We start from the raw sequence: 23,451 nt of genomic DNA, 5'->3' as shown, positions 1-23,451 counted from the left end.
TATGTCTACCGTTTTCAATGTGCGAAACATCAAGTTGCCCAAGGCTTCACGGGCAGCGATCATCGTCGGTGCGCTGGCGGTGGTCGCGGCCCTGGTGCTGGGCTACTTCGGCCTGAACCTGTACAAGAAGATGACCAACACCACGGTCACCGCGTACTTCCCCGAGGTCCTGGCGCTGTACCCCGGCGACAAGGTCCTCATCATGGGCGTCAAGGTCGGCGAGATCGACAGCATCGAGACCGACGGCGACAAGATGAAGGTCGTCTTCCACGTCAAGAACAAGTACAAGATGCCGGAGAACGCCACGGCATCCGTGCTGAACCCGAGCCTGGTGGCCTCGCGCGTCATCCAGCTGTCCCCGCCATACACCGGCGGGCCGCAGATGAAGAACAACGCCGTCATCCCGATCGAGAACACCCAGATCCCGGTCGAGTACGACGAGTTGCGCAACCAGATCACCCGTCTCCTCGACGAACTGGGCCCGACCGCCGAACAACCCAAGGGCCCGTTCGGCGACATCATCGAGTCCTTCGCCGACGGGTTCCAGGGCAAGGGTGAACAGCTCAACCGCACCCTCAACGGGTTGTCGGAGGCGCTGACCACGCTGAACCAGGGCCGCGGCGACTTCTTCCAGGTGGTCAAGAGCCTGGCGTTGTTCGTCAATGCCCTGCACAAGAGCGATCAGCAGTTCGTGGCGCTGAACAACGACCTGGCGCAGTTCACCAACTCGTTCACCAACACCGACCAGGAGTTGGCCACGGCCCTGCAGGATCTCAACCGGGTGCTCAAGACGACCCGTGAGTTCCTCGACAAGAACGGCGGGGTGCTCGCCCACGACGTGAACAACTTGTCGGAGGCGACGACGGCGATCCTGCAGCCCGAGCCGCGCAACGGTCTGGAGACGGGGCTGCACGCCTACCCGAACCTGGCCGCCAACGTGCTCAACATCGTCTCGCCCAATCAGGGTGGCATCGTGGGCCTGCCGGTTCTGCCGGGTCTGACCAACTTCTCCAACCCGCTGCAGTTCGTCTGCAGCTCGATCCAGGCGGGCAGCCGGTTGGGGTACCAGGATTCGGCCGAGCTGTGCGCGCAGTACCTGGCGCCGATCCTCGACGCGATCAAGTTCAACTTCCTGCCGTTCGGTCAGAACCTGGCCAACACCGCGATGACGCTGCCCAAGCAGATCTCCTACTCGGATCCGCGCCTGCAGCCGCCAGGGGGCTACAAGGACACCACCGTCCCGGGCATCTGGTCGCGCGACACCTTGTTCTCGCACGGCAACCATGAGCCGGGCTGGACCGTGGCGCCGGGCATGCAGGGTGTGCAGGTGCAGCCGGCCACTCAGCAGATGCTGACACCGGAGTCGTTGTCCGAGTTGATGGGTGGCCCGGACATCGTGGCCCCGCCGGCCCCGCCGGCGTTCGGTGCTCCTCCGGGAGGCAACCTGCCCGGACCGCCGAACTCGTACGACGAGAGCAACCCGTTGCCGCCGCCGTGGTATCCGCAGCCCGGACCGCCGCCGGCGCCTGCGCCGGGTGTGATCCCGGGTGACCCGATGTCGGGCCCCGCACCGGCAGCAGCTCCCGCGCCCGGCCCGGCTCCCGCCGGACCCGCGTTGCCTGCCGAGGTCGGAGGACAACCGTGATGAGCCGCTTGCGCGAAGAACCGACGGGTCTGATGAGCCGCTTGCGCGAAGAACCGACGGGTCGGATGAAGACACGCAAATGGGGTCGCGTCGGTCGGCGCGTCGCGGTGTTGTCCGCGTCCGCGCTGATCCTCACCTCGTGTGGGCAGTGGCGCGGTGTCGCCAACGTGCCGCTGCCGGGTGGGCCGGGCACCGAGTCCGGTCACACCACGGTGTACGTGCAGATGCCGGAGACGTTGGCACTCAACGCCAACAGCCGCGTGCGGGTGCGCGATGTCTTTGTCGGCCGGGTCCGCAAGATCGAGCTGATCAACTGGGTTCCGACGTTGACCCTGGACCTGGAGCCGGGCATCGTGCTGCCCAAGAACACCGAGGCCAAGATCGGCCAGACCAGCTTGCTGGGTTCGCAGCACATCGAGCTCAACCCGCCGGCGAAGCCGTCCGATGAGAAGTTGCGGAACGGGGACACCATTCCGCTGGAGCACTCGTCGGCTTATCCGACGATCGAGCGGACACTGGCCGGGATCTCCGGCATCCTGACCGGCGGTGGCATCCCGAACATCGAGACCATCCAGACCGAGGTGTTCAACATCCTCAACGGTCGCGCCGATCAGATCCGCGACTTCCTGGGCCGGCTCGACACGTTCACCGACGAGCTCAACCAGCAGCGCAACGACATCACCCGGGCGATTGATTCGACCAACCGGCTGTTGAACATCGTTGCGGCGCGAAACGACACGTTGGATCGTGTGCTGACGGAGTTCCCGCCGCTGATCCAGCACTTCGCGGATACGCGGGAGTTGTTCGCCGACGCGGTGACCTCGCTGGGCCGGTTGTCGAAGGCCGCTGACGACACGTTGTCGAACAGCAACGCCAACCTGCACACCAACCTGCAGAACCTGCAGCGGCCGCTCAAGCAGTTGGCACGCTCGGCTCCGTACCTGGTCGAGGCGCTCAAGCTGATCCTGACGGTGCCGTTCAACATCGAGAACATCCCGAAGGCGGTCCGCGGCGACTACATCAACGTGTCGCTGACGATCGATCTGACGTTGAGCTCGGTGGACAACGCGTTCCTGTCCGGCACCGGTGTCTCGGGCATGCTCCGCGCACTGGAGCAGGCGTGGGGCCGAGATCCGGCGACGATGATCCCGGACGTGCGGTTCACGCCGAACCCGCACGACGCACCTGGTGGCCCGCTTGTGGAAAGGGGGGAGTGAGACATGTTGCTGACCCGCTTCATCAAGATGCAGCTCGTTCTGTTCACCGTGCTGACCGTGATCGCCCTGGTCGTGCTGGCGCTGATCTACCTACGGTTGCCCACCTGGGCCGGGGTCGGGATGTACCAGCTGAATGCCAACCTCCCGAATTCGGGCGGTTTGTACGCCACGGCCAACGTCACCTATCGCGGAACGACGATCGGCAAGGTCACCTCGGTGGAGCCCACCGAGCAGGGCGCCCACGTCAAGATGAACATCTACAACCAGTTCCGGGTGCCGATCGACGCCAGCGCCAATGTGCACTCGGTGTCGGCGGTGGGTGAGCAGTTCATCGACCTGGTCTCCAAGGACGGCGCGAAAGAGTACTTCCGCGACGGCGACACGATCCAGATCGGCACCGTGCCCGCCGAGGTGGGCCCGTCGCTGGACGCCGCGCAGAAGGGCCTGGCGGCGCTGCCGAAGGAGAAGATCGCGACGCTGCTCGACGAAACAGCCACAGCGGTAGGTGGGCTGGGACCGTCACTGCAGCATCTGGTCGATTCCACCCAGGCGATCGCCGGTGACTTCAAGGACAACATCGGGTCGGTCAACGACATCGTCGAGAACTCCGGACCGATCATCGACAGTCAGGTGAATTCGGGCGACGCGATCTCGCGGTGGGCCAAGAACCTGAACACGCTGGCCGCACAGAGTGCCCAGAACGACGCCGCGTTGCGCAGCGGCATCCAGCAGGCGGCGCCGACAGCTGATCAGCTGAACTCGGTGTTCGGTGACGTGCAGGAATCGTTGCCGCAGACGCTGGCGAACCTGGAAATCGTCATCGACATGCTCAAGCGGTACAACAAGAACGTCGAGCAGGTGCTGGTGGCGCTGCCTCAGGGTGGTGCCGTCGCCCAGACCGCGACGATCTTCGCGCCCAAGGGCCTGCTCCACTTCGGTCTCGGCATCAACATGCCGCCGCCGTGTCTGACCGGGTTCCTGCCCGCCTCACAGTGGCGTTCCCCCGCGGACACGTCCACGGCACCGTTGCCGTCGGGCCTGTACTGCAAGATCCCCAAGGATGCGCCCAACGCGGTGCGCGGTGCGCGTAACTACCCGTGTGCCGATGTGCCCGGCAAGCGGGCCGCCTCACCGGCGGAGTGCCACAGCGAGGAGCCCTACCAGCCGCTGGGTACCAACCCGTGGTACGGCGACCCGAATCAGATCCGCAATTGCCCGGCCCCGGCCGCGCGCTGCGATCAGCCCGTCGATCCGGGTCGGGTGATCCCCGCGCCTTCGGTGAATAATGGGCTGAACCCGTTGCCGGCAAGTCAGCTTCCACCACCGGAATCATCGGCGATGCGCAGCGATCCGCTGACCGCGCCGCGGGGTGGCAATGTGAGTTGTAGTGGACAGCAGCCGAACCCCTGCATCTACACTCCGGCAGCAGGTTCGACCGCCACCTATAGTCCGTCCAGCGGTGAGGTGGTCGGTCCCGGCGGTGTGAAGTACTCCGTCACCAACTCGAATAAACCAGGAGATGACGGATGGAAGGAGATGCTGGCACCAGCCAGCTGAACCTCGCCGACCAGCAGGATCCCCACACCACCGAACCGCAAGCGGAGGCTCTCACCGAGATCGTTGATCCGATCTCAGCCACGGACGCTGAGGAGGCCGCATCGCGTCCTTCGCGACTGGGGCGGGGCTGGCTGGCGGCGATCCTTGCCGGGTTGCTGGTCTTGGCGGCCGCCGTCGGTGTCGGTGGCTACCTGGCCCTGCGCGCTCATCAGGACAGTGAACGGATCGCCGGCGACGAGGCCGAGGCCTTGCAGGCGGCCACGGACTGTGTGACGGCGACGCAGGCGCCCAACACCCAGGCGATGATCGAGGCCCAGACCAAGATCATCGAATGCGCGACGGGTGACTTCGGCGCGCAGGCCGGTCTCTACAGTGGCATGCTGCTCGACGCATACCAGGCCGCCAACGTTCAGGTGAAGGTTTCCGACCTGCGGGCGGCGGTGGAGAAGCACAACGACGACGGGTCGATGGACCTGCTGGTCGCGGTACGGGTGCTGGTCACCAACAGCGAGAAGTCGGATGAAGAGCAGGGTTATCGGTTGCGGGTGAAGATGGCCCGCGCCGAGGACGGCAACTACAAGGTCGCACGGCTCGACCAGGTCACGTCGTGACCGCTGTGCTGGACAACGCCGGTCCGGTGGCCACCGAGGTCACCGGGACGGACCAGGCGCGGTTGGCGTCGTGGCCGTCCCGGGCCGGGGCGTTGGCGATCGACGTGCTGGCGCCTGCCGGGTTGATCGTGACGTTGATGCTCGTCATTCAGGCGACGGCATTGGGCGAGTGGTTGTGGTGGGCGGTCTACGCCGGGGCGTTGGTCCTGCTGGTCGCCGTTGCCGCGGTGAATCGCGTTCTGCTGCCGGCTCTCACGGGCTGGAGCCCGGGTCGGTCGGTATTCGGCATCCGGGTGGTCTCACCGGCCGGCGACGCCGGTCTCGGGCGGCTGTTGCTGCGTGATCTCGCGCATCTGCTGGATACCGCGGCGGTGTTCGTGGGCTGGTTGTGGCCGCTGTGGGATTCGCGCAACCGCACGTTTGCCGATCTGCTGACCAGCACCGAGGTGCGCCGCGTCGAACGGCCCGAGCGCAACGTCCGGCGTGGTGTCGGTGCGATGCTGCTGGCACTTGCGCTGCTCAGCGGAATCGCGTGCGGCGTGGGATACCTGGCTGTGTACCGCGAGGATCGGGCAGTGGATCAGGCCCGCGCGCAGATCGCCGAGCAGGGCCCGCGCATCGTCGAGCAGCTGCTCAGCTATGGGGTCGATTCCGTCGATGCGGATTTCACCAAGGCGCAGTCACTGGCCACCGAAAACTATCGGCAGCAGTTGGTCACCCAGCAGGACGCGGTGCGCAAGGCCGGGCCGACCACCAACGACTACTGGGCCGTCAGCAGCGCGGTGCTGCCGGGCGTGACCACTGATGCGGCGAACATGCTGGTGGCGCTCCAGGGCCAACGCGGTACCAACCCACAGGAACTGAAGTTCATCACCGCGACGGTGCGGGTCGAGTTCAAGAAGTCCGATGATCACTGGCTCGTCGACAACCTCACGGTGCTCAAGCGGCCGGTGCTGAACGGGGGCGGACAGTGAGCCCGCGTCGCCGGATCGAGGCCGACGAGCCCGATTACTTCGCGGTCGAGCCCAAGGAACCCAAGGAACCCATCCGCTGGGGTCTGCCGATCGTCGGCATGCTCTCCGCCCTGCTCATCGCGGCCGCCATCGCCGGCAGCACCCTGATCTTGGTGCGTCACGAATCCGATCGCCGTGCCGAGATCAAGGGCGCCGGGGCGCTCGACTACGTGCGCGAGTTCATGACGATCTATACGACGCTCGATCCGTACCACGCCAACGACTACGCGGACCGCATCAAGGAGCAGGCGACCGGTGACTTCCGAAAGATGTTCTCCGAGAAGCAGAACGAGATCGTCGTTCAGGTAGCGCGCGCCGAGCCGACGGAGGGCACCGTGCTGGACGCCGGCATCCAACGCTGGAACGACAACGGCAGCGCCGACGTTCTGGTCTCCACGAAGATCAGCACCCGAACCGCGGACGGCAAGTCCGTCATCGAAAGCGGTAGCCGCTGGGTTGCGACGACGATTTGGGAAGGACAGCAGTGGAAGATCAGCCAGCTGATTCAGGTGATCTGACCACCGGCGAGCCTGACAAGCCGCGCCGCAGACTGCGTTTCGGGCGGCGTCGCCGTACTGAGGCGGTGGTAGCGGAACCGGTCTCGGAGTCTGCCTCTGAAGCCGATGATGCCGCGGATGCGGAGTCCGCTCCGGAGCGTCGGACCCCGACGGGCAAGTCGGGCCGCAAGGCCGTCGTCGAGCCCGCAGGTGACGTCGAGTCCGAAGGTGACGTAGAACCTGAGTCGGGCGCCGAACCTGACGCTGCCGTCGAGTCCGAAGCTGAGCCCGATGCCGATGCCGATGCCGACGTTGAGGCTGAGGCTGAGGTGACTGAGGCGGAGGTGCCGGACGCTGAACCGGCCGAGGACGAGGTTCTGGTTCCGCATCGCGAGGCCGGCAAGCGCCTCACGTACTTCGCCGCGGGTGCCGCCGTGGTGTTCGTCGCGGCCGGTGCCTTCGGTGGTGCGATGCTCCAGCCGTACCTGGCCGACCGGGCATTGGTGGCGACCAAGCTCCAAGTGGCGAAGACGTCGGCCGATGCGATCACCACGTTGTGGACCTACAACCCGGACAACATCGACAGCCTGCCGGACCGGGCCGCAAAGTATCTGTCGAGCGACTTCGCCAACCAGTACCGGCAGCTGATCGATTCGATCGTCCCCACCAACAAGCAGGCCAAGGTCACCAACAACACCGAGGTGATGGGCACCGCGGTGGAGACCATCGGCGGCGATGAGGCCACCGCGATCGTCTACACCAACACTGTGTCGACGAGTCCGGTTACCAAGAACATTCCGTCGCTGCGGTATTCGTCGTATCGGCTGACATTGCAGCGCACCGACGGGGACTGGCGCATCACCCAGATGCCCGCTTTGACCCAATTGGACTTGTCTCCGCAGCTGTAGCGGCGAGGATGTAAGCATGGCCATCGCCTCACCGGTGACGCAGCGGTCAACCGTTGTGGCCCTGCTGTTGCTGACGTGCGCGACCGGAATCGTCGACGCGGTCAGCGTGTTGGTGCTGGGACACGTGTTCGTCGCGAACATGACCGGAAACGTGATCTTCCTGGGCTTCTGGTTCGTGCCGCACTCGGGCGTAGACGTGACGGGGGCCCTGGTCGCGTTCGCCGGGTTCGTGCTGGGCACTGTGGTGGGTGGGCGGCTGCGGCGCCATCTCGACAGTCATGTGCGGAACTGGCTGACCACTGCGCTGGGTGTGGAAGTCGTTCTGCTGACCGTGCTTTCGATTCTCTGCGGAACGGGAGTGCTGGCCTATGACGACAACCGGAAATTGATCCTCATCGTTCTCGCGATGACGTTCGGGATCCAGAACGCGACGGCGCGTCAGTTCGGCATCCAGGAATTGAGCACCACGGTGCTGACGCAGACGATCGTCGGTCTCGGCTTCGACAGCAGGCTGGCCGGCGGCACCGGCGACCGTGAGAAGCTGCGTTACGGCGTGGTGTTGACGATGTGCGGCGGTGCGGTGCTCGGCGGGACGATCTCGCAGTTCACCGTAGCGCCCGTGATCGGAGCAGCGGCGGTGGTGGTGGCCATCAGCGCGCTGATCTTCAGGTTCGGGCCGGCGCCTGTGGAGAATGCGCGCTGACCCACGCCGCGCCCTCATCGGCCGCGTGCCGCAGGGCGGTGAACTCGCCGAAGTAGTCGGCTACCGCGCCGACGCCGGGCAGCATCCCGAGGTAGCGGTAAAGCTTTTGGGGGTGTGGCCTTTTCGTGAGTTCGTCACCCAACGCGCGGAGCGTGCCGGCGAATTCCCAGAGCTTCGCGGGCAGCGACGACGGGTGCGCTGTCTCGGGATCGTCGGCTACCGAGTCGGCATCGGTGTCGGCGAGTTGACGGTCGCACAGCACCGCGCCCAGCAGCTGCACCTGGTCGTCGTGGTCGGTCACGCCGTCTTCGCGTGCCACCGCGCACAGCACGATGGCCTGGTTGGAGAAGCCCAGGAAGTCCTGAATAGGAAGCCGATCAGCGATGGCCCCGAGCGCTCCGGGGAAGGCGACGAGGATCGTGGTGACCGCGCCCGCACGATGCACCCACCACTTCACGTGCCCGTCCTGATCCATCTCGGCCCAGGCCTTGGTGCCCGGCAGTTCGGCGAAGTTGAGCAACGCGGCCGCGATGTCGAGGGACTTGCCGACGGCGCCCTCGGCGGGTTCCTCGCGGTGGGTGCGTCGCCGCAGCCCGAGTGGGTCGAATCGGGTGAAGATATCGAGTACGGGGTTGATCACGGCTACCGCATTTTCGAGCGCGCCCGCGACGTCAGCGTCCGAGAGGTGCGTAGAAGGCAGCAGGTTTATCCCCATCCCAGCTATCTTGCCCGATGTTTGCGGTGGTCGGTCGTTGACGTCCAAAAACTTGTCGGACCCCTTTGCGATCATGGTGTTGTGTCTTCGACGGCAACCACTTTCGCCGCTGGGGTAAACCCGGCCCAGCGTACGGAGGTGTTGTTCGACGAGTTGTCGCAGCTGTGCGGTCAACGCAACGCCATCGACGGACGCATCATCGAGATCGTCGCCGAACTGGACCGTGACGAGTTGTGCGGGGCCACCGGCGCCCGCTCGATCGAATCGTTGGTGGCCTGGAAGACCGGCATAACCCCACGCAACGCCGAGGTCATGGTCGCTGTCGCGCGTCGGCTCGAGGAGTTCCCCAGCTGTGCGCAAGGGATGCGTGAGGGCCGACTGTCGCTGGATCAGGTCGGAGTGATCGCCGAGAAAGCGGCGGACGGTTCCGATGAGCATTATGCGCAGTTGGCCGCCGTCGCCACCGTCAGGCAGTTACGTACCGCGGTCAAGCTCGAGCCACGCCCCGAGCCTGACGCGAAACCTGAACCTCGGCGATCCTTCACTCGGGTCGAGGGCGACGGGCACACCACCTACCGGATCACCTTGCCGCGTCTGGACGCCGCCAAGTTCGATGCCGCCCGCCAAGCCCATCACGACGCATTGGTTGCCGAGTGGAAACGCGACCACGAGGCAGACGACACCGACGAGGACACCGAGGGGGCGCCGCCGTTCCCCGACAGTGTGGATGCGTTCATGAGTCTGGTCGAAGCCGGCTGGGACACCGAAGTCGCCCGCCGGCCGCACGGCCAGCACACCACCGTCGCAATGCATCTGAATGTCACCGACTGCATCGCCGCCCTGCATCTGGGCCCGGTGTTGTCCGATGACGAACGTCAGTATCTATTGTGCGACACCACCTGCGAGGTCTGGCTCGAACGCAACGGCCAACCCATCAGCGCCGGCCGCACCACCCGCACCATCAGCCGCCGGCTGCGTCGGGCACTGGAGCACCGTGACCGCTGCTGTGTGGTGCCCGGCTGCGGAGCCACCCGCGGCCTGCACGCCCACCACATCGTGCACTGGGAAGACGGCGGCACCACCGACCTGGACAACCTGGTGCTGGTCTGTCCCTATCACCACCGCTTGCATCACCGGGGCGGCATCACCATCACCGGCCCCGCCCACCGACTGGTCGTCACCGACAGTGCCGGGAAACAGCTACACGGCGGGTCGTTGGCGCGCCCGCCGACCACACCGCCACCCGACGTCCCGCCGTGTCCGGGACCGACCGGTGAACGCGCCGACTGGTGGTGGTACCCACCCTTCCAACCCCAACCCCCACCGAAAGCGGCGTAGGTCAGGGGAATACGTCGTGGATCAGGCGTAGCCGTCCACCATGTACCGGTGTCATTTGTGCGGACGACGAGGGTGACACCTGGCGCCGCCATGAGTGCGGCCGCGCGGGCCGAAGTCGGGATGCTCCCGGTAATCAGCTAGGACGCAACATCATTGGGACCGCAGTGCCTGCATGGATATCGCCACGGCGCAGGCAGCGCGAGTGTTCGGGCCGGACGGGTACGAAGGAGTCGGTCCTTCGGACCGCCGCGTCCGAACCAGCCCCGCGGTGGCACACAGCAACGTTGCGCCTCCGGGTGAACCGATACGCGCTCGATAACTGGCACACTCGTCAATATCTGGATGCCCAGCACAGGCCCGATAAAGGTACCCCTTCAAGGTTTGCGGCGGACGCGAAATTGAAGACGAAAATTCTTTTCAGCAATGCAGTGACAAAGGTCACAAGAGTGTTAAGTTGCCTGAGATCAACCTGAGAAGACGGCCGAAAGGACTGGTCAGATGGCAGTCAAACACCGTAGGCAGCGGCGGCACGTCAAGAGGGTTGCAACTCTCGGTGCGGCAACCGCAACAGTTACCGCGCTTACGGTTGGTATTGCTCCGCCGCCGGCCCAGGCCGCCGCGGTTCAGCGCGACGTCCGGCTGCAAGCCGGGGTCCAGATCTTCCCACCGCCCGACCAGATCCCGGACCTAACGGGTGGGCTCGGAACCCAGGTCTACAACCAGTTCCAGACCGTCGGTGCGCAGCTTGAGACGGCGTTCGTCGACAACTTCAACCTGTTGGCCCTCCTGCAGGCAGCCGGGATCGATCCGACCACCCCCGTCAAGGGCGCACTCAACGATGTATTGGGTGGGGCGCTGGGGGCACTGCCCGTCGACGTCGAGGGCCTTCTCGGAATCAATCTCGACGATCCACTGTCCTCGGCCGGGATCAACGTGATCACGACCGGCGGACTCTTCACCCTCATCCGTCTGCTCGGCGTCGACCTCGGGTGGGTGCCGTCGTTCCCGAATTCGGTGGCCGACGAGATCAACAACACGCCTTACCTCGATGTCAGCCTCGAGTCGATCTTTGACGCGCTTGGTCTTCCCACTAGTGGCGCCGGGCTCCTGGCAATCCGCGTTGCGCTCAGAGCGATTGGCATCGAACTGCCGGACCTCAGCACGAATGCCGCCGATGTGCGGATCCCCATCGTGGCGGGCTGGGGCTTCGGTGCATTCGCCGCGGGGGCGGCGTACCAACAGGTGGTCGACGATCTGCCGAATCAGCCCGGGGGCGCCAACTACGTCGGCACCAACCCGCTGCTGGGCAGTTTCACTATCCTGCCGATGATCCTGATCGACAACCCGGGTCGGGCCAACGGCGGCATCCTGGCGCGGGCGTATCCGCTCTTCGGGTTGCTCGGGATCGACACGGTGACACCCGATACCCAGGTGCAGAGCAGCGGGACCAGCATCGTCGCCGGCATCCCCGTGGTCGGCGACATCCCGTTGTTCGGGCTCACCCCTGGGGGCGCCAACCTGATCCCGATCAAGATCGACGCCACGGCCGAGTACCTGCCGCTCTCCGACTTCGCCGCCTGGCCCAACCCGTTCACGATGGCCAACAATGTTGCGGCAGGTCTGTTTCCGAGCTACATCCTGCGGAATCAGTCGCTCGACACGCTGAGCACGGTGCTGATCAACCAAGTCGTATCGCAACTCGGCGCAGACGTCACGGACTACCTGGCCAATCCGGGGGACAACCCGCAGCTGGGGCCCAAGCTGAACATCTACATCACGATCCCGGCCAACAGCCTGCCGCTGCTGGAGCCGACGTATCTGGCGTATGACGTCGTCAACCTGCTCACCGGGGCGAACCTCAACAACCCGATCGGCACGGCGCTGAGCCCGGTGCTCACCAGCCTGGTCAACCTCGGCTACACCGATGTGTCCTACAACCCGACAACGGGCGTCTATGAGCGCTCACTCGACGAAGCCGATGTGCCAACAGCTTTCGGAACCCTCCCGGCGGATGTCGACTGGGGCCAGGTGCCCGGGCACCTGGTCGCCAACCTCGTCACCGGCATGCAGAAGGCGATCAGCGATGGCCTGGTGAGCCAAACCCCGGTGTCCAATCCCATCAAGACCCTGCTGGGGCTGCTGGGTGTCGGTGGCTCGTCGAGCCTGTCCGGGCTGGACCTCTCAGCGCTCACCGGCGCGCTGAACAACGTTGGGACACAGAGCCTTGCGAAGACAAGCTTCGAACCGCAGAGCATCGCGCAGACCAATGTCGGCACGGACACGGTAAACCTGAAATCTGCTGCGGACGACTCGGTCGTCGACGATTCGAAGGTGAACGTCCAAGACGGCACCAAGAAGCTGACCACCGCAGCCGACGACGCTCGCCAAGGGGTCGAGAAGTCGGTGACGGAGGCCCGTGAGCGTGCGAAGGTTTCGGCCGAGAAAGCGCGAGAACGGACTGCCAAGTCGGTCAAGGATGCTCAGGACCGCGTGAACAAGCTCGCCGAGGATGGGCGCAAGCAGATCCAGTCGGCCGCCGACGGCATCCAGAAGGGCGCGGAGAAGGCGGTCAACGACATGAAGAGCAACGTCAAGAAGGCCGGCGATTCAGTGAAGCCCGAGAAAAAGGCCGAGAAAAAGGCCGAGAAGAAAGATGCCGCCTGACGCCTGACGCAACCCACATCAGCCCGCCTGGTGCACCGATTCCACGGTGTAGATGTGGGGGTCGAAACTGGTTGCGATACCTGCGCACCGGCTCATGTGCTCCCGTGCGCTCGGATCGGCGAGCATGGCTTGGAAGTCCTCGGCACTGCGCCACTGCGCGTAGTTGATCACGCGGGTGCCGTCCGTACTCAAATGGATGTTGGCAGCGATGAATCCGGGGACATAGCGCATCACGTCCTCAGTCGCCTGTTGCAGCAGCGCAACGAGTTCGGTCGCCCGATGCGGCTCCACGGTGAACACGTTGACGAGGGTGGCGTGGGGGCTGTGTTCGCGGATGGTCGTCACGATTCCTCCTATGTCAGGTTCCTTACAACGTCGACCATAGCACCGTTGTAAGGTTCCTGTCATGACCCAGGATGTGGAACGCGGCGTCGGCTATCTCGTGAAACGCGTACAGCAGGGCTTGCGCCGCAATTGCGATGGCGCGCTGCGGGGCACCGGAATCTCGATGTCGCAGTATGCGGTGCTGCGCGCGCTGGCCGACCATCCGCTGGCGTCGGCCGCGGAACTGGCACGGCTGTGTTTCGTCACCCGGCAGTCGTTACAGGACGTGTTGGCCGGCCTGCGCACCGCCGCTCTGGTGCAGGATTCATCCGGTCCACAACGCGGCCGTGCCCGAGCGTTGCAGTTGACGCCGGCGGGCAAGCGTCGACTGACTGAGGCGCACGCAACGGTGCTCCGCGTCGAGCGGGAGATGCTGACCGGGATCCCGGACAACGCTCAAGGGGAACTGGCGGCGCTGCTGCTGCGCTGTGCGGAGAACCTCGAGACGGTCCAGGCAGAAACTACGATTGACCGGTGACTTCGGTAAGGCGTGGGCGTGGGCGGCCGGCCGGACCCGGCGTCGACGTCGGGCAACGTCGTTCGGATCTGCTCGACGCCGCCGAGCGTGCGATCCGCACCCATGGGCCCGATGTGGGGATCGCCGAGCTGGCCAAAGAAGCCGGCTTCGTGCGCTCGGCCGTCTATGCGGTCTTCCCGAACCGCGCGGCCATCCTCTCTGCCCTCGGTGAGCGCCAGGCCCACCGGCTGCTGATCGAGATCACCAGGCGTGCCGCCGGTTCCACCGATCTGCGCCAACGTATGTCGTTGTTCTTCGATGTCATCTGCGCCTGGATGCAGGACGATCCGAACCTGTACCGGGCGTTGAGCGTGCACGCCGTCGGCGGCCACGAGATGCCGGGAATCTTCGATGAACTCGCCACCGCGGTCGAGGCCATGCTGGCGGCGTCGATGGCGGCGGGAGGCGCCGATACCGCGGCAGCGGCGCCGTGGGCCCGGGCGATCGTCGGCTCGGTCATGGTGAGCGCCCAATGGTGGATCCGCGATTCGTCGATGCCCCGTGCCGAACTCGTCGAGCACCTCACGAAACTGTGTTGGGACGGCGGCTCGGCCCTGCCGTTCAGTCCGTTCGATGTCTCGGCTATTGACATCGGTAAGCCATAAAAGACACTATGTCTTTTATGGCTGCTCCCGTCTCGCCCCAGATCGACGGTCCCTCGCGGTATTGGGAGGACGTGCCCGGCGAATACGACCTCAAGCTGACGGAGATCACCGGCGTGATCCCGCAGGGATTGACAGGCACGCTCTACCGCAACGGATCGGGCCGTTGGAACGTCGGCGCATCGCGGGTGGACAGCCTGTTCGACGCGGACGGCATGGTGGTCGCCTTCGCGATCGACGGCAACGGGGTCCGGTTCAAGAACCGCTTCGTCCGCACCGAGCACTACCTGACCACCACCGCGGCCGGCCGGATGGTGAAACGTGGATTCGTCTATCAGCGCCCAGGCGGCATGCGGGCCAATGCGTTTCGGCTACCGGCCAACACCGCCAACACCAACGTGATGATCTGCCAGGATCAACTCCTCGCACTCTGGGAGGGCGGGCGTCCGCACGGCATGGACCTCGATACCCTCAACACGATCGGGATGTGCAGCCTCGACGGGGTGCTCAAGGGTCCAGTCGGCGCGTACTCCGCCCACTACACCTACGACGCGACGACGGACACCCGGGTGAACTTCGGGTTCGAGCCCTACTTCCCCCGCGTCGATCTGCGGCACGTCCGCGGCGCTCCGAACCGCGCCGAAAAGATCAGGCGGCTACAAGAACTGGCGGACGAGGTGATTCCCCGCATGCGGCTGCGCCTCTACGAGACCGACAATCGCGGCGTCACCCGCTATCTGCGGGCGGTACCGCTGCCCGGCGTGGGACTCATCCACGACATGGCGCTGACCCCGCGTTATGCCGTCTTCATGCTGTCGCCGTTGCGGATCAATCCGTGGGCCCTGCTGGGGCGGCAATCCTATTGGGACGCCATGAAGTTCAAGCAGAACGAGCCGTCCTACTTCATCCTCGCCCCGCGCGACGGCGGAAAGGTCCGGGTCATCGAGACCGACCCGTTCTATATGTGGCACTACGCCAACGCCTATGAGGACGGAGCCGACGTGGTGGTGGAGTTGCCGCGGTTCGCTCCCGGAACCTTCGGCGGCATGCAGGCCTGGGGGTCCGACAGCCGCAGCGATATGTCCCGGTTGTATGCCGACGTTCCCACCGAGGCAGTACCGGATACCGTGCGGCTCACCCGGTTCCGCATCACACCCGACGACCGTGTGCTGGCCGAACCGCTGGCCCAGATGGGCTGTGAATTTCCGCAGATCGATCAGCGCCGCTCAACTCAACCGCACTCGGTGACATATGTGACCGCCCCCGGGGACGGGGACGGCGGCGGGGAGGGGATCGGCCGCTTCAACCACACCGACGGCAGCGTGCAGACCTACTGCCCGTCTGGCCACAAACTGGTCGAGCCGATCTTCGTGCCCCGCCCCGGCAGCACCACCGAAAGTGACGGATGGCTGCTGACCGTGGGTTACGACGAAACGCAGCACCGTAGCCGGCTCATGGTGTTCGACGCCCCGCGGGTCGACGCCGGTCCTATCGCCGAGGCCTGGCTGCCGTTCCACCTGCCGATGAGCTATCACGGTGCGTTCACCGATCGGGTGGCCGCGCTGTAACCCGGGCTAGTTGGGTGCCAGGGCGCTGACAGCCAGGTGCGCCAGCACCGGCGACAGCAACTGCGCGTACTCGGCCGTGATGTGGTTGTCGTCGCGAAAGACCAACGTGTTGCCGACGATCACCGGGCAGCGCTGGTCGGTGCAGAAGAACTGGTCCAGCCGTGCGTATTGGCCACCACCGGCGCGAACCGCTGCGGACTCGGCGGCAATACCGTTGTCGTTCACAGCGGTCGGTCGGCTGGGTGCGCAGGCCGAGGCGTTGTCCATGTGTGCCGACAGGCACGTCGGCACGGTCGTATGCGGATCGGGAACCGGCCCGAGGACCAGGACCCGCGCACCCGTGCCGCGCAACTGCGACACCAGACGCGTCAGCCCGTCAAGCCAGGTAGGGTCGTAGCTGACGAACCCGAAGTCGGCGCCGTAGCGGCGCACCATGTCGAGCACGATCAGCGACGGGCGCTCTTTCGCGATCCGGGTCAGCACGTCAGCGCGCCACTGCTTGCATTCGGTGAACTCGCGTTCGAGGTAGGGGCTGAGGATCGGCAGAGCCATGGGTGGGCAGGTGACCTTCGCGAATGTCTCCAACCGCCAATGCTGCTGCTGTGCGGCAGTTTCCAGGGCAGGTTGCCACATTCCGGCGTGTGAGTCGCCGATCAGGGCGACTTTGGTGGCCGAAGCGGTGTCGCCCGACGCGCAGTCCGGCACGGCGACGTCCTGCCAGGACAAGACGCAGCCGTTGACGAACACCTCGGGTTTGGTGATATTGCCCAGTGGCGGTGAGAGATTCGAGGGCACTGCGCGCAGATCGGCCGACGCGGCGACGGCCGCCTGTATCTGTTGCTCGGGCGTCAGCGCCGGCGTCGGAGCGGCCGCAGGGGGTGGTCCGATCAGAGCGACCGGAACCGCCGCCGGGCCGGACCCGGTGGGCACCGGGCGTACCGCCAAGAGCACCAACCCCGCGCAGACCGCTGTCGCGGTGGCCGTCGCGCCGACGGCCAGGCTGCGCCACGACGAGCCCCGGAGTGCGGTGGCGAACCGAGCCGGGTTCTCGACCAGGTGCAGGGTGAGGAACGCCAGGCCCAACGACAGCACGATCATCGCCAGCCGGCCCGCCAACCCCAGACCGTGGCCGAACAGGGCGGGCGCCAACAGCAGCACCGGCCAGTGCCACAGGTACCAGGAGTACGAGACCCGGCCGATGCCGCGCATCGCCGGCTTCGACAGCAGCCGGCCTACGCCGAGACCGGGTATCGCGCAACCGGCCCCGATCACCAGGGCGGTGCCCATCACCGGAAGCAATGCGGCCGTACCCGGATACGGCGTGGCGGTGCCCAGTTGCGTACAGGTGGTCAGGATCAACGCCAGACCACCCCAGCCGACCAACGCCGCGCAGACCGGCGGCAGGGTGCGCCAGTGCGCCGCCGTCAAGGCGATCAGCCCGCCGGCCGCCAACTCCCAGGCGCGGGTCGGCAGGGAGAAGAACGCCCACGGCGGCATCGTCTGGGTCCACGCCAGCGACAGGGCGAGCGATGCGCCGGCCACCACCGCCAGCGCACACGTGTACGGAACAGCGGAACGGGTGCCCCGGCCGCTGCGGGCCAGCAGCCACGCGGTGCCCAGGATCAGCGCCGGCCACAGCAGATAGAACTGCTCTTCCACGCCGAGTGACCAGTAGTGCTGCAGCGGTGACGCGGCCGCCTCGGCTGCCAGGTAGTCCGTGCCCTGGACCGCGAAGCGGTAGTTGCCGGCGTAGAGCGCACTGGAGATCGCGTCGGCCAGCACCGAGCGGGCCCGCAGCGGCGGGAGGAGGACAGTGGCCGCCAACGACGTCGTGACCAGAACGAGTGCGGCGGCGGGCAGTAGTCGCCGGGCCCGCCCGGCATAGAACTGCGCCATCCGAACGGTTCCGGTGTCCGAGGCCTCGCGCCACAGCAGACCCGTGATCAGGAATCCCGACACGACGAAGAACACGTCGACGCCGATGAACCCGCCGCCGAAACCGGGCACTCCGGCGTGGAACAGCACCACGGTGAGTACCGCGACTGCCCGCAGCCCTTCGATGTCGGGGCGAAACTGTTTGTTCGGCAGGGATTTTCGCCCACTCGCGGTGTTGTCGCGGCGGGCGGCGGGCCTCGCGGAGGTAATCACTCTGTTCACTCGAGTAACGATCGTCGCACGGCAACCGTCAATGACCCTGGATTTGCGGGGCCTACTGCGAGCCTGTTGCTAGCCTCATCCCGATGGGGAAATCACGCATGGCGGCACTGGCAGTGCTGTGCGGCCTGCTTTCGGGCTGTTGCGCGCCGACTCAACCGACTTCGTCTCCGGCCGCGCCGTCGGCCTCGGCATCACCCACGAAGTCGGCGGCAGCGGACGGCACGTGCGATCTGAGTGGCCTGCCTCCCGAGGCGGACAAGACGGTGGAGCTCATCCAGTCCGGCGGGCCATTTCCCTACCCCCGCAACGACGGTGTCACCTTCGGAAACTACGAAGGCCGGCTGCCCAAGCACGAGCGCGGCTACTACCACGAGTACACGGTCCCGACGCCGGGCAACAAACATCGTGGCAAGCGGCGCATCGTCACCGGGGGAGCACCGCAGACCGATCCGCCCGAGTACTACTACACCGGTGACCACTACGAATCGTTCTGCCTGATCGGAGGCATGTGAAGACGTATCGAATCGACGGGACCAAGGTAGGTTCCAAGGCGGACTTCTTCACTGAGATCGGCCGCGCGGTCAATGGCGACGGCGGCTACTTCGGCTCGAACCTGGACGCGCTGGCCGACTGCCTGCGCGGTGGTTTCGGCACCCCCGAGGACCGCCGCTTCCGGTTCGTCATGACCGACTACCGCAACATCAAAGATGCGCTCGGCGAAGACACCTGGGGCACCGTGCTGTCGATCTTCACGACCGAGGGCGTCGACCTGTGGCTGGAGAACTGACGATCAGTTGAAGGCGAGCCAGCTCGGCAGGGCCCGCTCGCGCGAATCGCACAGCACCTGACGGGTATCGCAGTTCCCGCGCGGTGATCCGGCGCCGCTCCACATGCCGCCGGTGTCGCGACGTAACACGATCGCCGACGAGCCGCCGCCGTCGAGCAGCACCGCGTTGTCGGCGCCCAGTCCGCGGAACAGGTCCTGGATGTTGTCCGGGGTGTAGCTGCCGCCCTGGAAGACGTAGAGCTGATCGGCGGCGCGGTTGTAGCCGACGGCGGTGCGCGCCGCGCTGGGGCCGTTGTCGTTGAGCTGACCCGTCTCGCCGGGAGCCAGCAGTCCGATGCCGGCCACCGCGACGAACCTGGCATTTTGATCCAACAGTCGCTGGATTACCGGGGAGGCCGAGTCATAATCGTTGTCCCCCTTGGGCATCACCACATACGGGGCGCCGCCCATGGGAAGGATCATGGTGGCCAGTGCCGCCCAGCGTTCGTCACCGCCGGACAGGCCTTGCTTGCCGGCATAGGCCAGCGTTCCGGTGACCGCGGCGTTCGCTCGGCCCTGACCTCTGGTGTTGTCCACATACGCGCCCAGCGGGGATGAGCATTTGGTGTCACGCCACGAGCCGCCTTTCTGGCCGCGTACGTCGAAGAAGTTGGCGTTCACGGCGATGGTCGGCTGACCCAGCACCTGCCAGGCGGCAAGGGGCGCATAAGTTTCCGATGCCTGCCACAGTCCTTCCCCGGTGCGTGCACCCGGTGTGCGTTCGCAGCGGGACTGATAGCCCTGGTGGCTGTCGACCAACAGCCGCGGGTTGAGCCGGCCGGAGGCGTTCTTCATCGTCATCAGGTGGCCGCCGTTGTTGAGCGTGTAGGCGCGGCCGTCGGCGGACAGGAACGGCGCGGCGAACTGTCCGCCGAAGTTGTAGACGAGGTAGGCACCCTTGGTGTTGGCGATTGCCCCGAGCAGCATTGCCCTGGCGTCCTCGGCGCGCGCGACGGGGGAGCCCGTGGTGGCTAGCGCTGCGCAGACGGCAACGGCGGCCGCAGTAGCGACCGCACGCCGGAAGAGTTTTGCCAGGCCTGGCACGAAGTACACAATAACCACACAGGAAACTCTGTCAACATGCGTAACAGCCTGGTCACGGTTGGATCAAGACGGGATCGCACCCGGTTGATCGGTGTTAGCTGGCTCTGCGGTATCGGCCCTGCGGAGCACTGCCGGCCGCAAATGTGCGGGCAGCGCGCGTAGACCGGCCGCGCCCACGGCCGTCACCGCCACCGCACCCGCCGTGGTCAGCAGCACCGGAGCCGTCGGGAAGGCGCCTTCCAGCAGCATTGCGACACCGAAGATGACGAACAGGGCTGCCGCGCCCAGCTGGATCGCCCGCTCGGGCAGATGCTTGCCCGCGATCGCTCCGATCACGATGGCCAGCGCGTCGGCGGCCACCATGCCGATGGTCGAGCCGATCCACACCCCCACCCAGTCGTTGTCGGCGGCCAGCGTGATCGTCGCGAGCATCGTCTTGTCGCCGAGTTCGGCGAGCAGGAAGGCCGAGGTGACCGTTAAGAACGCGGGCGCGGTCGAACGCTGGGCCCGCGTCGCCTCGTCCTCGGACAGCTTGTCGCCGCGCAAGGTCCACAGGCCGAAGAACACGAACGCGAAGCCGGCCAGGATGCCGAGCAGGTGAGTGGGCAGTGCCGCGCCGAGGTAGTGGCCGACCGCGACGGAGATCAGGTGAACGGCGGTGGTGGCCGCGGTGATGCCGATGAGCACCACCCACCACCGGTACCGCAGCGCAAAGGTCATGGCCATCAACTGCGACTTGTCGCCTAGCTCGGCGACGAAGATGACGGCGAAGCTCAAGAGCAGAGCAGCGAGCACTCAACAACTCCTCGGTCGTTGGCTGCCGTTCGGGGCTGAAATAGATGCCTCCGGCCGGCAGACCATTGGTCTACGGCCGAAGGTCTCGCCCACCGGTCAGTGACCGGTTCGGATATCCGGGCCGATGATGCATCGCTGCGCGGCCAGTATGTCGAGTATCCGATTGGGGGCTACTCCCCTTCGCTGCGTTCCACCATACGCACGTCGGCGGGGCCGGTGCAAACCGGCCCCGCCGAAAGTGCTTATTCGACAATAAGTTTGGGGATCGACACGAGAAAGTTCGGGTCCCCTGACGCGCTGGTTCAGCTACCCACATATTCGGCGAGGTGCTGGCCTGTCAGCGTTTCACGCTTGGCCACCAGGTCGGCCGGGGTGCCCTCGAAGACGATGCGACCGCCGTCGTGTCCGGCTCCCGGACCCAGGTCGATGATCCAGTCGGCATGCGCCATCACCGCCTGATGATGCTCGATCACGATCACCGACTTCCCCGAATCCACCAACCGGTCCAACAATCCGAGCAACTGCTCGACGTCGGCCAGGTGTAGGCCGGTGGTCGGCTCGTCGAGGATGTAGGTGTCGGCCTTGTCAGCGCCGGTATCCCCGAGCCGGGATGCCAGCTTGAGCCGCTGCCGCTCGCCGCCGGACAACGTGGTCAGCGGCTGCCCGAGCGTCAGATAGCCCAGGCCCACATCGGCCATCCGGGACAAGATCTTCTGTGCGGCAGGCACTTTGGCCTCGCCATCGCCGAAAAACTGCTCGGCTTCACCGACCGGCATCGCCAGTACCTCGGCGATGTCGCGCCCGCCGAGGGTGTACTGCAACACCGAGGCGCCGAATCGCCTGCCCTCACATTCCTCGCACGTCGTCTCGACGGTGGCCATCACCCCGAGGTCGGTGTAGATCACCCCGGCGCCGTTGCACGTCGGGCAGGCGCCCTCGGAGTTCGAGCTGAACAGCGCCGGTTTGACGTCGTTGGCCTTCGCGAAGGCTTTACGGATCGGGTCGAGCAGGCCCGTGTAGGTGGCCGGGTTACTGCGGCGCGAGCCGCGGATCGGGCTCTGATCAACCACCACCACGCCGTCGCGGCCGGCCACCGAGCCGTCGATCAACGAACTCTTGCCCGAACCTGCCACGCCGGTGATCACCACCAGTGCGCCCAGCGGGATGTCGACGTCCACATCGCACAGATTGTGGGTGTCTGCCCCGCGGATCTCCAACGCACCGTTGGTTTTCCGCACCTCGTCTTTCAGGGTTGCGCGGTAACCGAGGTGCCGGCCGGTCACGGTGTCACTGCCCCGCAGGCTCGCCACACTGCCTTCGAAGACCACCTCACCCCCGGCCGATCCGGCGCCGGGTCCCAGGTCGACGACATGGTCGGCGATCGAGATCGTCTCGGGCTTGTGCTCGACGACCAGCACGGTGTTGCCCTTGTCGCGCAGGGCCAGCAGTAGGTTGTTCATCCGGGCGATGTCGTGCGGGTGCAGGCCGATCGTTGGCTCGTCGAAGACGTAGGTGACGTCGGTCAGGGAGGAGCCCAGGTGACGGATCATCTTGACGCGCTGAGCTTCTCCACCGGACAGGGTGCCCGCAGGGCGATCCAGCGACAGATAGCCCAACCCGATCTCGACGAATGAGTCCAGCGTGTGCTGCAATGCGGTCAGAAGTGGCGCCACTGATTTCGCTTTGGCAGTATCTTTGACCGTCCCGAGCCACTCGGCCAGATCGGTGATCTGCATCGCGCAGACCTCGGCGATGTTGACGCCGCCGATCTTCACCGAGCGCGCGGCCTCCGACAGTCGGGTGCCGTCACACTCCGGGCAGGTGGTGAACGTGACCGCGCGCTCGACGAACGTCCGGATGTGCGGTTGCATGGCCTCGACGTCCTTGGCCAGGAACGACTTCTGGATCTGCGGGATCAGCCCGAGATAGGTGAGGTTGACCCCGTCCACCTTGAGCTTGGTCGCCTCCTTGTGGAGTAGTGCGTCGAGTTCCTTCTTGGTGAACTTGTTGATCGGTTTGTCCGGATCGAAGAAGCCGCAGCCGCGGAAGATCCGGCCGTACCAGCCGTCCATGCTGAAGCCGGGGATGGTCAGCGCGCCCTCGTTCAGCGACTTGGTGTCGTCGTACAGCGCGGTCAGGTCGATGTCGTTGACCGCACCGCGACCCTCACACCGCGGACACATCCCGCCGACGATCTTGAAGTCACGCCGTTCCTTGACGGTGCGGCCGCCCTTCTCGAGCGTCACCGCGCCCGCCCCGCTGATCGAGGCCACATTGAACGAAAAGGCTTGTGGCGAACCGATATGCGGAGTACCCAGCCGGCTGAACAAGATGCGCAGCATCGCCCCGGTGTCGGTGGCCGTGCCGACGGTGGAGCGCGGGTCGGTGCCCATGCGCTGCTGATCCACGATGATCGCGGTCGTCAGCCCTTCGAGCACGTCGACATCGGGGCGGGCCAGGTTCGGCATGAAGCCCTGCAGGAAGGCACTGTAGGTCTCGTTGATCAACCGCTGAGATTCCGCGGCGATCGTGTCGAATACCAGTGAGCTCTTGCCCGACCCCGAGACGCCGGTGAACACCGTCAACCGGCGCTTGGGCAACTCGATGTCGACGTCCTTGAGGTTGTTCTCCCGGGCACCGGTGACCCGGATCAGATCGTGACTGTCGGCGGGATGGGTCTTGGTGGTCAT

General features: G+C 65.8%; 21 protein-coding genes. 15 read left to right on the top strand and 6 right to left on the bottom strand.

The features are described from left to right. Position 1 precedes the first annotated feature (1 nt). The 8 genes from ACZY08_RS04115 (at position 2) to ACZY08_RS04080 (ending at position 8,151) form a co-directional block, all read left to right on the top strand. Positions 2 to 1,645 carry a virulence factor Mce family protein gene (locus ACZY08_RS04115; RefSeq protein WP_463743306.1) on the top strand — a complete coding sequence of 548 codons (1,644 nt, stop codon included), beginning with the start codon at positions 2 to 4 and terminating at the stop codon, positions 1,643 to 1,645. Between the two features lie 65 nt (positions 1,646 to 1,710). Beyond that, positions 1,711 to 2,862: a virulence factor Mce family protein gene (locus ACZY08_RS04110; protein WP_463744141.1), complete on the top strand. Its 1,152-nt coding sequence runs from the start codon at positions 1,711 to 1,713 to the stop codon at positions 2,860 to 2,862. 6 nt (positions 2,863 to 2,868) lie between these two features. Beyond that, positions 2,869 to 4,419: an MCE family protein gene (locus tag ACZY08_RS04105; protein ID WP_463744140.1), complete on the top strand. Its 1,551-nt coding sequence runs from the start codon at positions 2,869 to 2,871 to the stop codon at positions 4,417 to 4,419. After that, positions 4,389 to 5,030 carry a hypothetical protein gene (locus ACZY08_RS04100; RefSeq protein WP_463743305.1) on the top strand — a complete coding sequence of 214 codons (642 nt, stop codon included), beginning with the start codon at positions 4,389 to 4,391 and terminating at the stop codon, positions 5,028 to 5,030. The genes ACZY08_RS04105 and ACZY08_RS04100 overlap by 31 nt, the downstream gene beginning before the upstream one ends. After that, positions 5,027 to 6,004, top strand: coding sequence for an RDD family protein (locus ACZY08_RS04095; RefSeq protein WP_463743304.1), 978 nt, complete (start codon positions 5,027 to 5,029; stop codon positions 6,002 to 6,004). Before ACZY08_RS04100 ends, ACZY08_RS04095 begins: the two co-directional genes overlap by 4 nt. After that, on the top strand, positions 6,001 to 6,561 hold the full coding sequence (locus ACZY08_RS04090) for a mammalian cell entry protein (protein ID WP_463743303.1): 561 nt from the start codon (positions 6,001 to 6,003) through the stop codon (positions 6,559 to 6,561). The genes ACZY08_RS04095 and ACZY08_RS04090 overlap by 4 nt, the downstream gene beginning before the upstream one ends. Next, positions 6,528 to 7,448, top strand: a complete 921-nt coding sequence (locus ACZY08_RS04085; protein WP_463743302.1) for a nuclear transport factor 2 family protein — start codon at positions 6,528 to 6,530, stop codon at positions 7,446 to 7,448. The genes ACZY08_RS04090 and ACZY08_RS04085 overlap by 34 nt, the downstream gene beginning before the upstream one ends. Before the next feature lie 16 nt (positions 7,449 to 7,464). After that, positions 7,465 to 8,151: a YoaK family protein gene (locus ACZY08_RS04080; RefSeq protein ID WP_463743301.1), complete on the top strand. Its 687-nt coding sequence runs from the start codon at positions 7,465 to 7,467 to the stop codon at positions 8,149 to 8,151. Here the strand turns inward: ACZY08_RS04080 and ACZY08_RS04075 are convergent. After that, the gene (locus ACZY08_RS04075; protein WP_463743300.1) at positions 8,114 to 8,866 is read right to left on the bottom strand and encodes a hypothetical protein; all 753 of its coding nucleotides are present in this window, start codon (positions 8,864 to 8,866) and stop codon (positions 8,114 to 8,116) included. The two genes, ACZY08_RS04080 and ACZY08_RS04075, sit on opposite strands and share 38 nt — an antisense overlap. Positions 8,867 to 8,947: 81 nt before the next feature. Here ACZY08_RS04075 and ACZY08_RS04070 point away from each other — a divergent pair, with 81 nt between their 5' ends. Together ACZY08_RS04070 and ACZY08_RS04065 are read left to right on the top strand one after the other, a co-directional pair. After that, entirely contained in the window at positions 8,948 to 10,204 is a 1,257-nt protein-coding gene (locus ACZY08_RS04070; protein ID WP_463743299.1) for an HNH endonuclease signature motif containing protein, read from the top strand. 498 nt (positions 10,205 to 10,702) lie between these two features. Next, on the top strand, positions 10,703 to 12,868 hold the full coding sequence (locus ACZY08_RS04065; RefSeq protein ID WP_463743298.1) for an AAA family ATPase: 2,166 nt from the start codon (positions 10,703 to 10,705) through the stop codon (positions 12,866 to 12,868). An 18-nt stretch (positions 12,869 to 12,886) separates the two neighbouring features. Here ACZY08_RS04065 and ACZY08_RS04060 read toward each other — a convergent pair whose 3' ends face one another. Continuing rightward, positions 12,887 to 13,213, bottom strand: a complete 327-nt coding sequence (locus tag ACZY08_RS04060) for an antibiotic biosynthesis monooxygenase family protein (protein WP_463743297.1) — start codon at positions 13,211 to 13,213, stop codon at positions 12,887 to 12,889. Between the two features lie 61 nt (positions 13,214 to 13,274). Here ACZY08_RS04060 and ACZY08_RS04055 point away from each other — a divergent pair, with 61 nt between their 5' ends. The 3 genes from ACZY08_RS04055 to ACZY08_RS04045 are packed head-to-tail and all read left to right on the top strand — an operon-like array spanning position 13,275 to position 15,939. Then, entirely contained in the window at positions 13,275 to 13,730 is a 456-nt protein-coding gene (locus ACZY08_RS04055; protein WP_463743296.1) for a MarR family winged helix-turn-helix transcriptional regulator, read from the top strand. Continuing rightward, positions 13,727 to 14,374, top strand: a complete 648-nt coding sequence (locus tag ACZY08_RS04050) for a TetR/AcrR family transcriptional regulator (protein ID WP_463743295.1) — start codon at positions 13,727 to 13,729, stop codon at positions 14,372 to 14,374. Before ACZY08_RS04055 ends, ACZY08_RS04050 begins: the two co-directional genes overlap by 4 nt. Before the next feature lie 17 nt (positions 14,375 to 14,391). Further along, positions 14,392 to 15,939, top strand: a complete 1,548-nt coding sequence (locus ACZY08_RS04045) for a carotenoid oxygenase family protein (RefSeq protein ID WP_463743294.1) — start codon at positions 14,392 to 14,394, stop codon at positions 15,937 to 15,939. A 6-nt stretch (positions 15,940 to 15,945) separates the two neighbouring features. On the opposite strand, the gene ACZY08_RS04040 is transcribed toward ACZY08_RS04045, so the two are convergent. Next, positions 15,946 to 18,087, bottom strand: coding sequence for an acyltransferase family protein (locus tag ACZY08_RS04040; RefSeq protein WP_463744139.1), 2,142 nt, complete (start codon positions 18,085 to 18,087; stop codon positions 15,946 to 15,948). 92 nt (positions 18,088 to 18,179) lie between these two features. On the opposite strand from ACZY08_RS04040, the gene ACZY08_RS04035 reads away from it, so the two are divergent. Continuing rightward, on the top strand, positions 18,180 to 18,608 hold the full coding sequence (locus ACZY08_RS04035; protein ID WP_463743293.1) for a guanyl-specific ribonuclease: 429 nt from the start codon (positions 18,180 to 18,182) through the stop codon (positions 18,606 to 18,608). Further along, a complete protein-coding gene (locus ACZY08_RS04030; protein ID WP_463743292.1) occupies positions 18,605 to 18,883 on the top strand; it encodes a barstar family protein in 279 nt (92 codons plus the stop codon). The genes ACZY08_RS04035 and ACZY08_RS04030 overlap by 4 nt, the downstream gene beginning before the upstream one ends. 3 nt (positions 18,884 to 18,886) lie before the next feature. Here the strand turns inward: ACZY08_RS04030 and ACZY08_RS04025 are convergent, their stop codons facing one another. From ACZY08_RS04025 to ACZY08_RS04015, 3 genes are all read right to left on the bottom strand, one after another. Continuing rightward, a complete protein-coding gene (locus ACZY08_RS04025; protein ID WP_463743291.1) occupies positions 18,887 to 19,984 on the bottom strand; it encodes a phosphodiester glycosidase family protein in 1,098 nt (365 codons plus the stop codon). A gap of 45 nt (positions 19,985 to 20,029) precedes the next feature. Beyond that, the gene (locus tag ACZY08_RS04020) at positions 20,030 to 20,761 is read right to left on the bottom strand and encodes a TMEM165/GDT1 family protein (protein ID WP_463743290.1); all 732 of its coding nucleotides are present in this window, start codon (positions 20,759 to 20,761) and stop codon (positions 20,030 to 20,032) included. A 302-nt stretch (positions 20,762 to 21,063) separates the two neighbouring features. Then, positions 21,064 to 23,451 (bottom strand): ATP-binding cassette domain-containing protein, encoded by a 2,388-nt coding sequence (locus ACZY08_RS04015; RefSeq protein WP_463743289.1) that lies wholly within the window; start codon positions 23,449 to 23,451, stop codon positions 21,064 to 21,066.

This window comes from Mycobacterium sp. IDUB_9 (assembly GCF_055419505.1).
Note: the sequence above shows the minus strand (reverse complement) of the source record. Positions and strands in the feature narration are given on the sequence as shown.